The organism is Brevibacterium sp. MGP-B1 (assembly GCF_057766545.1).
In genome coordinates this window covers 4,286,034-4,297,485 of sequence record NZ_CM173407.1, presented here as the reverse complement: position 1 = coordinate 4,297,485, position 11,452 = coordinate 4,286,034, and the positions used below count along the sequence as shown (strand labels likewise).

Genomic DNA, 11,452 nt, shown 5'->3' with positions numbered 1-11,452 from the left:
GTCGGTCGCCTCGATGGGGGTGATGTCAGCCCGCCCTGACCGCCTCGATCGGCAGGTCATGCTCTGCGGCGAATTCCACCCAGTGCGCGGTCGGCTTCCCTGCGAACGTGCTCTCGAGCACGGCATCCTCGGTGCCGATGTGCGCGGCCAGCGCCTTCGCGAAATGGGGCTCGAGGCAGGCGACGGCGATGTGCCCATCGGACGTCGGGTAGGTCCGATAGAACGGTGATCCCCCGCCGAGGTGGCCCCCGGGTGAGCTCAGGCCGTGCCGTGCCGGCCCTGCCGCCCATGCGGCAGCATCATCGAGGACGACCCGCTTGACGATGCCGCCGGCGGCACCCAGCTGCTCCTTCTGGCGCAGACCGGCGAGCGCCTCGAGGGCGGCGTGTTCTCCGCCGAGGACGTCGGCGATGGGCACGGTCGGCATCGTGCCGGGCACGAGTGTGGAATGTGCTGCCTGATAGGTGAGGTCGTGGCCGGGCACGTCGGCGCGGTCACCGGCGAAGCCGACGATCTCGACATGGACGAGTCCGTGCTGTTGGACGAGTTCGGGCAGGCCGAGCACGGCCGCGGCTCGCGGCCGCATCGCTGTCAGCAGCACCTCAGCCTCGGCGGCGAGGGCCTCGAGCTCTGCCCTGCCGGTGGGATCCTTGAGGTCGATCCTGCGGATGTCCTGGCCGACGGTCAGCTCTCGATAGTACTCGGGCACAGCGGCATCGAGAGGATCACCGGCGAGCGGTTCGACCTTGATGACCTCGGCCCCCAGGGCGCTCAATCGGGCGGCGGCCAAGGGGCCAGGGAGGTTCACGGCGAGAGTGATCACCGTGACTCCGTCAAGCGGCTGCTGATCAGGCACCATGTCTCCTCGTATTCGGCCGTGGAATCGGCTCACAGCATGACTGCTGCACATCATCGTCTTTCACCGAATGTATTGGAAACTGAAAGAGTGTTCAATAAGCGGCGCCCGATTGTCGTCAGCCCTTCGCCGCCCACACGCCCTCACCAGCGCGGATAGCACATCCGCCGTCTGCAGGGTTGTGCCATGCCGCACATTCCCGTACATTCGCAACATAGGACATCATACGTCTTACGTGTTGGTTCTATAAGTCAGATGGGACTTCCGCTCGCACTCACGCCCGCGCCGGTCCCCTACGTTCATCCACGTGAGGAGGGAGCATGGACGCTCCGGGACTCGGCGGCCTCAACTGGGCCGTGATCATCATCTACCTCTTGGCCACCCTCGGCATCGGAGTCTGGTTCACCAAGAGAGCAAGCGGAGGAACAGAGGAGTTCTTCAAGGCCAGCGGGCGGATCCCGGCCTGGGCGGCGGGCTTCTCCATCTACGCGACGACGCTGTCGGCGATCACGTACATGTCCACGCCCGAGCAGGCCTTCCTCGCCGACTGGTCCTATGCGGCCGGCAATATTGCGATCTTCGCGATCGTCCCGCTGCTCGTGCTCTTCTACATCCCGTTCTTCCGCAAGCTCGACGTCACCACGGCGTATGAGTACCTCGAGGAGCGCTTCGGCCCGAGCATCCGCGTGCTCGGCTCGGTCCTCTTCGTCCTCTTCCACATCGGCCGCGTCGCCATCGTCATCTACCTGCCGACACTGGCCATCAGTTCGGTCACCGACATCAACCCGGCGCTCGTCGCCGGAGCCGTCGGCGTGCTCTCGGTCGTCTACACCTTCCTCGGCGGCATCGAGGGCGTCATCTGGTCCGACGTCGTCCAGGGCATCATCCTCCTCGTGGGTGCCGCGGTCATTCTCGTCTTCGGCGTCATGGCCATCGACGGAGGTCTCGTCACGGTCGCCGCCGACGCCGCAGCCGATGACAAGTTCATCTCCGCCGACAACTGGAAGTTCGGCGGAGCCGCAGCGGCCATCCCGATCGTCTTCCTCGGCTCGGTCTTCAACAACCTGCACCAGTACACGGCCAGCCAGGACGTCGTCCAGCGCTACCAGACCACGGATTCGCCGAAGTCGACGGCCCGTTCGCTCATCGTCAACGGCTTCCTCGCCCTGCTGACGATCCCGCTGTTCTATGGCATCGGCACCGTGCTCTACAGCTTCTACCAGCACTCGGAGGCCCTGCCGGAAGGCTTCAACACCTCGGCGCTCGTGCCCTACTTCGCGGTCACCGCTCTGCCCGCCGGCGTCTCGGGTCTGCTCATCGCCGCGATCTTCGCTGCCGCGCAGTCGACGATCTCCTCGAGCCTCAATTCGATCTCGGCCTGCGTGACCGTCGACATCCGCGACCGCTTCTTCCCGCCCAAGGACGGTCGGCCCCGCACCGGAGTCGGCTTCTCCCGCGCCGTCATCGTCATCGTCGGCGCCCTGTCCGTCGGCGTCGCGCTCTACCTCTCGGCGACCGATCAGGCCCAGACCTGGGACCTGTTCCTCTCGATCACCGGACTCTTCGGCGTCCCGCTGGCCGGCGTCTTCGCACTCGGCATCTTCACGAAGCGCGCGAACACCTCGGGAGTGCTCGCCGGCCTCCTGCTCGGTGCCGCACTGGCCTGGGTCGTCCAGGAGAAGGCCGGACTCACGCCGTTCGCCGTCTCCACCGTCGCGTTCATCGGCGCCATGGCCTTCGGCTACCTCATCTCCCTGCTCACCGGAGCGATGCAGCGCGGCCGCGGCGACCACGATGTGCTGCCGCTGACGATCTACGGAAAGCGCTCGGCCTACACTCGCCGAGTCCCCACCGAACCTGCCCGGGAGCCCGCCACATCCGTGGCCTCCTCCCCCGCGGTCTCCGCCGACTCTGCCCCGACGATCGGATCGGCTCCGACCGACCCCGGGGCCGCCTCGGCGAACAATGACAAGAACGACAAGTAAGGACACGACCATGACTGACTTCCACGGAATCATCCCGCCGCTGCTGACCCCGCGCACCTCCGACGGTGAGATCGACCGGGCCGGGCTGGCCGCCCTCGTCGACCACCTCGTCGCCGGCGGTGTGCACGGAATCTTCGTGCTCGGGTCCTCCGGCGAGGTCCCGTACCTGACGAACGCCGAGCGTGACCTCGTCCTCTCCACCGCGATCGAGGCCGCCGCCGGCCGGGTGCCGGTCCTCGTGGGCATCAGCGAGCAGACGACGACCCGGGTCCTCGAAGAGGCCGACCGTCTGCTAGCCATCGGCGGTGACGCAGCCGTCGTGACCACGCCGTTCTATGCGCTGTCCGATGCCGCCGAGGTGGAGCGCCACCTCCGCACCGTCGCCGCCCATATCAGCGTGCCCCTGTTCGCCTATGACGTGCCGGTGCGCACGCATATGAAGATGCCGCTCGACGTCCTCGTCCGCCTCGCCGAAGAGGGCGTCATCGCCGGAGTCAAGGACTCCTCCGGTGACGATGTCGGCTTCCGCCGACTGCTGCTCGCGACGAAGCACCTGCCCGATTTCGCCGTGTTCACCGGCCACGAGGTGGTCACCGACGGTGCGATGCTCGGCGGTGCGGCAGGCATCGTCCCCGGGCTCGGCAACGTCGACCCGGCCGGGTACGTGCGCATCTATGATGCGGCTAAGGCCGGCGACTGGCAGGCCGCGACCGCCGAGCAGGATCGTGTGGCGGCGCTGTTCGACATCACCGGAGCAGCGACCCCGGGACGCGTGTCCGCTGGTGCGGCCGGCCTCGGAGGGTTCAAGACCGCCCTGCAGCTCATGGGCGTCATCGGCTCGAACCGGATGGCCGAACCGATGGAAGCACTCAACGCCGATGAGACCGAGCGCGTCCGCGAGATCGCCGCCGCCGCAGGACTGCTGTGACCCTGCCCGCCACCGTCGCCATCGATGTCGGAGGCACGAAGATCCGTGCCGGTTCCGTCATCGACGGCGAACTTGCGCACGTGCGCAGCGTGCCGACTCCCGCGACCGCGGGTGCCCAGGCGGTTCTCGACACCATCGCCGAGGTGGCCGCCGCCGTCAGCGCGGAGACGTCGGGTTCGCGTGGCGCCGAGTCCGGTTCGGGTGGTTCCGAACCCGGTGGCGGGGTTGCCGTTGGCACCAGCCTTGAGTCGGCCGATCGCGGCGAACCCGCCGATCTCGGCGAGGCCGGACCGCATTCCGATTTCGCGTGGAAGATCGGCATCGGCGCGGCCGGGGTCATCGACCCTGTGACGGGGACTGTGGTCTCGGCGACGGATTCCCTGCCCGGGTGGGCCGGAACGGACCTGGTCGCTGAACTCACCGCGCGCACCGGCCTTCCCGTGCGCGCGGTCAATGACGTACACGCTCACGCCCTCGGCGAGGCGGTCGCCGGGGCTTCGCGCGACTCTCGGAGTTCGCTGCTCGTCGCGGCGGGCACTGGCATCGGCGGCGGTTTCATCACTGATGGTCACCTGCTGACGGGCCGGAATTCTGCCGCCGGTCATATCGGGCATGTGCCCTCGGCGGCAGCGGCTGGACTGGACTGCCCATGCGGCGGCACCGGTCACGTCGAAGCCATCGCTTCGGGCCCGGCTATTCTCGATACCTACCTGCGCTTGGCGGCCGTGGCCGCCTCCCCCACATCGACTCCCACACCTGCGACAGCGCCAGCCAGCACCCGAGAATTGGCGGCGGCCGCCTCGGCGGGGGATGCATTGGCGCTTCGCGCTTTCGACATTGGGGCACGTGCCCTCGGATCGGCACTCGGCGGGATCGTCAACGTCCTCTCCCCCGAGGTCGTCGTCATTGGCGGCGGGCTCGCCGAGATGGACGAGGCCTGGTGGGGACCGCTCCGCGTGGCCTTCGCCGCCGAACTCATCCCCGCTGCCTCCGGAACCCGCCTGGTGAAGGCAGAATTGGGGCAGGACGCCGCGCTCGTCGGGGCTGCCGGCCTCTGGAATGATGAGCCCAGCCAGAAGGACTGAGAGCTTCCGCTCCATCACACCAACGAACTGCCCACCTCACCAACACACTGACGAACGCGCCGAACGGCGAGAAGAACCGCCAGAAGAAGGAGACTCACTGATGCTGTCGAAGACCGAGATCCTCGAGGCGCTGCGGGGACGGCTCATCGTCTCTGCTCAGGCCTATCCGGGCGAGCCGATGCGTGACCCCAGAACGATGGCGCAGGTGGCGGCCTCGGCGGTCAGCGGAGGAGCAGCGGCCGTACGAGTGCAGGGTCTCGGCGACATTCAGGCAACACGCTCGGCCGTCGACGTCCCGGTCATCGGGCTGTGGAAGGACGGCAAGGACGGGGTTGTCATCACGCCGACCTTCCAACACGCTTATGCAGTGGCTCTGGCTGGATCCCACATCGTCGCTCTCGATGGGACGCGGCGGGAGCGACCCGACGGGTTGAGCCTGGCCGAGACGGTCGCACGTCTCCACGAACAGACGAACGCCCTGGTCATGGCCGATTGCGGCAGCCTTGACGATGCGAAGGCAGCGGGCGAGGCCGGCGCCGACATCATCGGAACTACCCTGGCCGGCTACACGGGGGAACGACCGGCGACCGAAGGCCCCGACTTCGAGCTGATCAGTGCCATACGGACGGCGGAACTGCCTGCGCTGCTCGTCGCCGAGGGCCGCATCCACACTCCCACCCACGCGGCTGCCGCCCGCTCAGCCGGTGCCGACTCCGTGGTCGTGGGCACCGCGATCACGCATCCCGCGACGATCACCTCGTGGTTCACCGAGGCCGTCGAGGGCTGAGTTCGCGAGTCAGCGGCCCGGGATGAACTAGCCGGCTACCCGCCCGGGCTGATCTCACTCCGAGGCCCCGCCGGCTACCTGACCAAGCCGCGTTCTTTTCAGAGGCTCTGCCACTCGGGTTTGTTCTCGTACGCGTGGCGGTAATAGTCGCCGAGCTGCAGCCGCGACGCCGCCGCATCATCGAGCATGACTGTGACATGCGGGTGCATCTGGAGCACGGTCGCGGGCCACATCGCCGATATCGGTCCCTCGACCATCTGATGCACGGCCTCGGCCTTGTTGCCGCCGGTCGCGACGAGAACGAGATGATTCGCCTCCATGATCGTGCCCAACCCCTGGGTCAGGCACAGCTTCGGCACCTGCTCGACGTCGCCGTCGAAGAACCGCGCATTGTCGAGCCGCGTCTGGTGCGTCAGGGATTTCACCCGTGTCCGCGAGGCCAGGGATGATCCGGGTTCGTTGAACGCGATGTGACCGTCGCTGCCGATCCCGAGGATCTGCAGGTCGATCCCGCCCGCCTCGGCGATCTTCCGTTCATAGTCCGCCGAGGCGGCCGCCAGGTCATCGGCGGATCCCTCGGGACCGTGGACGGCCCCCTCGGCGAAATCGACGCGAGTGGCGATCTCGGCGTCGATGACGTTGCGATAGCGCTGCGGATGGTCGTCGGCGATGCCGACGTATTCGTCGAGCATGAACGCCTGCGCGTGGGCGAACGACAGCCCCTCGTTCTTGTGGCGGGTGGTCAGCTCATCGTAGATGCGCAGCGGGCTCGAGCCGGTCGCCAGCCCGATGACCGGTGCGGTTTCGGTGCGCAGCACCGCCTCGATCGCGTCGGCGGCGAGCTCCGCCAGCGTGTATTCGTCGGCGATGACGACTTCCATGTGGTCTCCTTCGGCGTTCCGCGATCTGTGTTCGGCGCTGCCCCGGTTGGTTGTGTGGGCGTCTGTCTTCAGTCAATCACTTCTGTTCGAGGGCGCGCATGATCGGCTCATAGTGGGCGGTGATCGCGGCGCGGAAGGCTTCGGCATCGCCGGATTCCGCAGCTTCGAGCATGAGGCCGTGGGCACGGGCGGTCTGCTCCAGGTCGGCGGCCACGGCGACGTTGAGTTTGGGCAGGACGGCGGTATGCACATCCCAGAATGCCGCGACGAGTTGGCCGACGAGCGAGTTTCCGAGTTTCGCGAGCAGCCCAGTGTGGAAGGCGCGATCCTGCTGCGGGAAGGTCTTGCCGTCAGCGGCGAGCGCGGTCATCTCGTCGACCAGATCCTTGAGCTCGGCATTCTCGGTGCCTTTGAGGGCGTCGACGATCTGCTCGGACATTCCGTGGTCGAGGGCCTTGCGCACTTCGACGACATCGCGCAGTGCGTCGAGGTCATCACCGGGGCTGAGCACACCTCGGAAGACAAGGGCTTCGACGAGCGCGTCGAGCGTCATCTCGCCGACGTAGGTGCCGTGACCGTGCCGGACGTCGACGATGTCGAGGGTCGAGAGTTTGCGGATGGCTTCCCGGACGTTCGACCGCGAGACGCCCAGGCGGGTGCACAGTTCGCCTTCGGTCGGCAGCAGGTCTCCGGGACGCAGACCATCGGAGAGGATGAGATCCTTGATTCTGTCGGAGGTCGTCACTTTCCGTCCGGTCTCTGTCGGCTCCGCCATGATCACCTTCTGCTGGTCGTTCCACGCTGAGCCTCCAGTATACGTCTGACATCAGATGTATCGGCAGTCGTTCTTCGCTGTCGAGACGCTTGGGCCGCCGCGCGGCGTCGCTCGTTGCCTCGGGGATTGTCGCTCAGCACCCCAGGGCTTGTCGTCCATCGTCTCAGGGCCTTGCGGTTCATCGTCTCAGGGCCTTGCGGTCCAGAGTGGTTTGCAGTCCAGATCTCCCGAATCCCGCAGTACCGCCAACCGACCTTGGCATATGCGGATGTCGTGCTGGCTACTAGGGTGGTAGTCACAGGCGGTCGCTCGGCGGCCGAAATCTACGACGCATTGGAGCACCCATGACTGGATTGGTGGCCACATTCGCCATAATCATCGTCATCCTCATCATCGCCGTTCTGCTTTTCGGCAAGCTGCGCACCAGCATGTTCTTCACGGTGAAGACGCAGGAGAACGTCATCGTCGAGCGATTCGGCAAGTTCAAGAAAGTCGCGAAGCCGGGACTGAACACGAAGGTGCCGTTCATCGAAACGACGAGCCGGCCGATCTCGCTGCGCGTCCAGCAGCTCGAGGTCAACATCGAGTCGAAGACGAAGGACAACGTCTTCGTCACGGTTCCCGTCGCCGTCCAGTACGTCGTCGAAGAGAACAATGTCGCTGACGCGTACTACAAGCTGGCGAACTCCGAGGAGCAGATCCGCTCCTACGTCTTCGACACCGTTCGCTCGGCTCTGTCGGGCCTGACTCTGGACACGGCGTTCGAGTCGAAGGACGATATCGCGGAGAACGTCGAGGGCCGGCTCTCGGAATCGATGAAGCGCTACGGCTTCAAGATCGTCAGCAGCCTGGTCACGGATATCACCCCGGACCCGAAGGTCCGCGATTCGATGAACTCGATCAATGCCGCACAGCGTGACCGCGTCGCCGCTCAGTCGCTCGCCGAGGCGGACAAGATCAAACGCGTCACTCAGGCGCAGGCGGAATCCGAGGCGATGCGCCTCCACGGTGAGGGTGTCGCCGCTCAGCGCAAGGCGATCGCGACGGGTATCGCCGAGCAGTACGCGAAGCTGCAGGAGGTGGGCATCGACAAGACGGCCGAGCAGCTGCTGATGATGACCCAGTACTTCGACACCATGCAGAACGTCGCTCAGGAGGGCCGGTCGAACGTGCTGTTCATGCCCTCGAACCCGGGCGGCTTGGGCGAGATGGGCCAGGAGATCCGCAACGCCCTGTTCGCCGCCAACGCCGCCGAGGATGGAGCGACCTTCACGGCGCCCGAGAGCCGGTACACCTCGAGCCACCGCTCCGAGCAGGCCAGCGTTCCCCCGCAGCCGTCCAACCCGCCGAGCTCGGGCGGCCCCAATGGTTCCGACGGTTCGGGTCATGACGGTCAGTCAGGTGGCTCCGGAGGTTCCGGCCAGTCGCTCGGCCAGTCCGTTCGTTCTGCAGCCCAGTCGGCGCGGGAGGCCGCTCAGCAGTGGAAGAACAGCCAGCAGCCGCCACAGTGACCGAGAGTCGAGCCAGGCCACCGCAGTGACCGAGGGCCGAGCCAGGGTGCCGAAGCTGACCGAACGCCGACGCACGTCACCGGACGCCGGCGAACGACTGAGGCACCGCGCTTTAGAGGGGCGGGCGAGGAGAGATCCTCGCCCGCCCCTCCGCTGTGTTCACCGAGATCCCCGTCCGTCCGCCTTCCGATTAATCAGTTGTGCACAATTGAATTGTGTGCAACCATTTAGGCATGGATGCGCTCGACCTCGACAGACAGCTCTGCTTCGCTCTCTACTCAGCGTCGCGTGCAATGACCGCGTCATACAAGGATCTGCTGGCCGAACTCGGCATCACCTATCCGCAGTATCTGGTGATGCTGGTGCTGTGGGAGGAGGATTCCGCGCCCGACGGCGTGACCGTCAAACACCTCGGTGAGCGTCTGCAGCTCGATTCGGGCACGCTGTCTCCGCTGCTGTCGCGGCTGGAATCGCTCGGCTACGTCACCCGTCACCGCTCCGCCGAGGACTCGCGCAGTGTGTTCATCCGCCCCACCACCGAGGGTGCCGCAGCCAAGGAGCGCGCCGAGTGCGTTCCGGCTCGCATCGGTGAGCGCACGCAGCTCGACCCCGCCGCGATGCCCGAGCTGCTCGAGACCCTGCGCACTCTGACGAGGAACCTGCGTGCGGAACCCGTACTGCACCACTGACCCCACATTTCACCACCGATCCCACTGATCACCACTGATTCGACAACGCACCGCCAACGGAAGGAAGAATCATGAAGGCTCTCTACACTGCAGAGGCACTGGCCACCGGCGAAGGCCGCGACGGCCACGGTCGCACGAACGACGGAAAGGTCGACGTCGATCTCGCCACACCCGCGGAGATGGGCGGCAGCGGCAACGGCACGAATCCCGAGCAGCTCTTCGCGGTCGGCTACGCAGCCTGCTATCACTCGGCGCTGCGCCTCGTGGCCGGTCAGGCCAAGGCGAACGTCGACGACTCAGCGGTCGGCTCACGAGTGAGCATCGGCAAGAACAATGAGGGCGGGTTCCAGCTCGCCGTCGAACTCGAGGTCACCCTCCCGCACCTCGACAAAGCCGAGGCACAGGCTCTGGCCGACAAGGCCCACAAGGTCTGCCCATACTCGAACGCCACCCGCGGCAACATCGACGTCACCATCACCGTCACCGACGACTGATCCGACCGCGTCTGCCTGGCATGGGCGGCAGTCCTCCGCTGGCCAACCGCTGTAGGCGCCCGACCACCTGCGGCACACGACCCGGTACGGAACGCAATCAGCAACCGACATACAGTTGAGGGGCGGGTGAAGATCACTCTTCACCCGCCCCTCAACTGTGTGCGGACTTGCCGAACCCAGGCGTCAGCGCTTGGCCATGGCCTCGAGAGCGGACTTCTCGACCGCCTCGGCGACGGCCGGAGCGACACGGGAATCGAGCGCACCAGGCACGATGTAGCCGGGCTCGAGGTCATCGCCGACGAGATCGGCGATCGCACGAGCGGCGACGAGCTTCATATCGTCGGTGATCTCGTTGGCATCGGCGTCGAGCGCACCACGGAAGATCCCGGGGAACGCGAGGACGTTGTTGATCTGGTTCGGGAAGTCGCTGCGCCCGGTGGCCACCACGGTGGCGTACTTGGCGGCGACGTCGGGGGCCACCTCGGGGTTGGGGTTCGACAGGGCGAAGATGATCGCGTCGTCGGCCATGTTCTCCAGATGCGCCTCGTCGATGGTGCCGCCGGAGACGCCGATGAAGGCATCGGCACCGTCGAGGGCCTCGCCGATCCCACCGGCGATTCCGCGCGGGTTCGTCGACTCGGCGAGGAACTGCTTGGTCTCGGTGAGGTCGGAGCGGCCGGATTCGACGACTCCCTTGGAATCGAGGACGACGATGTCCTTCACGCCGGCGTCAGCAAGGATCTTCACCACGGCCACACCGGCAGCACCGGCACCCGAGACGACGACGCGGACGGACTCGAAGGACTTCTTCACCACGCGCAGAGCATTCGTCAGCGCGGCGAGGACGACGACGGCGGTGCCGTGCTGATCATCGTGCATAACGGGGATGTCGAGAGCTTCCTTGACCCGGTCTTCGATCTCGAAGCAGCGCGGAGCCGAGATGTCCTCGAGGTTGATCGCGCCGAAGGTCGGGGCCATACGGACGATGGTTTCGACGATCTCGTCCGTGTCATTGGTGTCGAGTACGATCGGAATCGCATTCAGCCCGGAGAAGGACTTGAACAGGGCGCACTTGCCCTCCATCACCGGCAGCGAGGCGGCCGGACCGATGTCACCGAGGCCGAGCACAGCCGACCCGTCAGAGATGACCGCGACGAGTCGGCCGGTCCACGTGTGCGTACGCGCCAGCTGCGGTTCGTCCTTGATCGCGGTGCAGACCTTGGCGACGCCCGGGGTGTACGCGATCGAGAGGTCGCGCTGGGTCTCGAGCGGTGAGGTGAGCTCGGCGGAGAGCTTGCCGCCTTCGTGTGCTTCGAAGATCTCGGCGTCGGTGATCGGGCCCTTCGAGCCCTGGTCGGAGGCGGCGGAGTTGTGAGCGGTGGTCGTCATGGTTGATCCTCGTGGTTGATGCGGCGGCGGTTCGCGAGCTTATAGAACTCGTGAGCACTCGGTTGGGCGAGC

General features: G+C 66.3%; 11 protein-coding genes. 7 read left to right on the top strand and 4 right to left on the bottom strand.

Annotated elements, in window-relative coordinates; translation table 11 throughout:
• Nucleotides 1–25 precede the first annotated feature (25 nt).
• Nucleotides 26–856 (bottom strand): CoA transferase, encoded by an 831-nt coding sequence (locus tag AC3CD9_RS19405; RefSeq protein WP_488365648.1) that lies wholly within the window; start codon nucleotides 854–856, stop codon nucleotides 26–28.
• 320 nt (nucleotides 857–1,176) lie between these two features.
• Between AC3CD9_RS19405 and AC3CD9_RS19400 the strand changes: the two genes are divergently transcribed.
• From AC3CD9_RS19400 to AC3CD9_RS19385, 4 genes are all read left to right on the top strand, one after another.
• Complete coding sequence (locus AC3CD9_RS19400; protein WP_488365647.1) at nucleotides 1,177–2,841, top strand: sodium:solute symporter family protein; 1,665 nt, start codon at nucleotides 1,177–1,179, stop codon at nucleotides 2,839–2,841.
• A 10-nt stretch (nucleotides 2,842–2,851) separates the two neighbouring features.
• Nucleotides 2,852–3,769, top strand: coding sequence for a dihydrodipicolinate synthase family protein (locus tag AC3CD9_RS19395; protein ID WP_488365646.1), 918 nt, complete (start codon nucleotides 2,852–2,854; stop codon nucleotides 3,767–3,769).
• Entirely contained in the window at nucleotides 3,766–4,854 is a 1,089-nt protein-coding gene (locus AC3CD9_RS19390; RefSeq protein ID WP_488365644.1) for an ROK family protein, read from the top strand. Before AC3CD9_RS19395 ends, AC3CD9_RS19390 begins: the two co-directional genes overlap by 4 nt.
• Before the next feature lie 100 nt (nucleotides 4,855–4,954).
• Nucleotides 4,955–5,641: an N-acetylmannosamine-6-phosphate 2-epimerase gene (locus AC3CD9_RS19385; RefSeq protein ID WP_488365643.1), complete on the top strand. Its 687-nt coding sequence runs from the start codon at nucleotides 4,955–4,957 to the stop codon at nucleotides 5,639–5,641.
• 98 nt (nucleotides 5,642–5,739) lie between these two features.
• On the opposite strand, the gene nagB is transcribed toward AC3CD9_RS19385, so the two are convergent.
• On the bottom strand, nucleotides 5,740–6,522 hold the full coding sequence (nagB, locus tag AC3CD9_RS19380) for a glucosamine-6-phosphate deaminase (RefSeq protein ID WP_488365642.1): 783 nt from the start codon (nucleotides 6,520–6,522) through the stop codon (nucleotides 5,740–5,742).
• 76 nt (nucleotides 6,523–6,598) lie between these two features.
• Nucleotides 6,599–7,297 carry a FadR/GntR family transcriptional regulator gene (locus AC3CD9_RS19375; protein ID WP_488365641.1) on the bottom strand — a complete coding sequence of 233 codons (699 nt, stop codon included), beginning with the start codon at nucleotides 7,295–7,297 and terminating at the stop codon, nucleotides 6,599–6,601.
• A 344-nt stretch (nucleotides 7,298–7,641) separates the two neighbouring features.
• Between AC3CD9_RS19375 and AC3CD9_RS19370 the strand changes: the two genes are divergently transcribed.
• The 3 genes from AC3CD9_RS19370 (at nucleotide 7,642) to AC3CD9_RS19360 (ending at nucleotide 9,991) form a co-directional block, all read left to right on the top strand.
• A complete protein-coding gene (locus tag AC3CD9_RS19370) occupies nucleotides 7,642–8,808 on the top strand; it encodes an SPFH domain-containing protein (protein ID WP_488365640.1) in 1,167 nt (388 codons plus the stop codon).
• 233 nt (nucleotides 8,809–9,041) lie between these two features.
• Nucleotides 9,042–9,497, top strand: coding sequence for a MarR family winged helix-turn-helix transcriptional regulator (locus AC3CD9_RS19365; protein WP_488365639.1), 456 nt, complete (start codon nucleotides 9,042–9,044; stop codon nucleotides 9,495–9,497).
• Nucleotides 9,498–9,568: 71 nt separating this feature from the next.
• The gene (locus AC3CD9_RS19360) at nucleotides 9,569–9,991 is read left to right on the top strand and encodes an organic hydroperoxide resistance protein (protein ID WP_259358799.1); all 423 of its coding nucleotides are present in this window, start codon (nucleotides 9,569–9,571) and stop codon (nucleotides 9,989–9,991) included.
• 183 nt (nucleotides 9,992–10,174) lie between these two features.
• Here the strand turns inward: AC3CD9_RS19360 and AC3CD9_RS19355 are convergent, their stop codons facing one another.
• Nucleotides 10,175–11,380 (bottom strand): NAD(P)-dependent malic enzyme, encoded by a 1,206-nt coding sequence (locus AC3CD9_RS19355; protein WP_488365638.1) that lies wholly within the window; start codon nucleotides 11,378–11,380, stop codon nucleotides 10,175–10,177.
• Between the last annotated feature and the right edge of the window lie 72 nt (nucleotides 11,381–11,452).

What these genes read in the sequence shown, in the direction of transcription:
- AC3CD9_RS19370 (WP_488365640.1), top strand. Translation starts at nt 7,642, where the DNA reads ATGACTGGATTGGTGGCCACATTCGCCATAATCATCGTCATCCTCATC.
- AC3CD9_RS19355 (WP_488365638.1), bottom strand. Translation starts at nt 11,380, where the DNA reads ATGACGACCACCGCTCACAACTCCGCCGCCTCCGACCAGGGCTCGAAG.
- AC3CD9_RS19385 (WP_488365643.1), top strand. Translation starts at nt 4,955, where the DNA reads ATGCTGTCGAAGACCGAGATCCTCGAGGCGCTGCGGGGACGGCTCATC.
- AC3CD9_RS19360 (WP_259358799.1), top strand. Translation starts at nt 9,569, where the DNA reads ATGAAGGCTCTCTACACTGCAGAGGCACTGGCCACCGGCGAAGGCCGC.
- nagB (WP_488365642.1), bottom strand. Translation starts at nt 6,522, where the DNA reads ATGGAAGTCGTCATCGCCGACGAATACACGCTGGCGGAGCTCGCCGCC.
- AC3CD9_RS19395 (WP_488365646.1), top strand. Translation starts at nt 2,852, where the DNA reads ATGACTGACTTCCACGGAATCATCCCGCCGCTGCTGACCCCGCGCACC.
- AC3CD9_RS19365 (WP_488365639.1), top strand. Translation starts at nt 9,042, where the DNA reads ATGGATGCGCTCGACCTCGACAGACAGCTCTGCTTCGCTCTCTACTCA.
- AC3CD9_RS19375 (WP_488365641.1), bottom strand. Translation starts at nt 7,297, where the DNA reads ATGGCGGAGCCGACAGAGACCGGACGGAAAGTGACGACCTCCGACAGA.
- AC3CD9_RS19400 (WP_488365647.1), top strand. Translation starts at nt 1,177, where the DNA reads ATGGACGCTCCGGGACTCGGCGGCCTCAACTGGGCCGTGATCATCATC.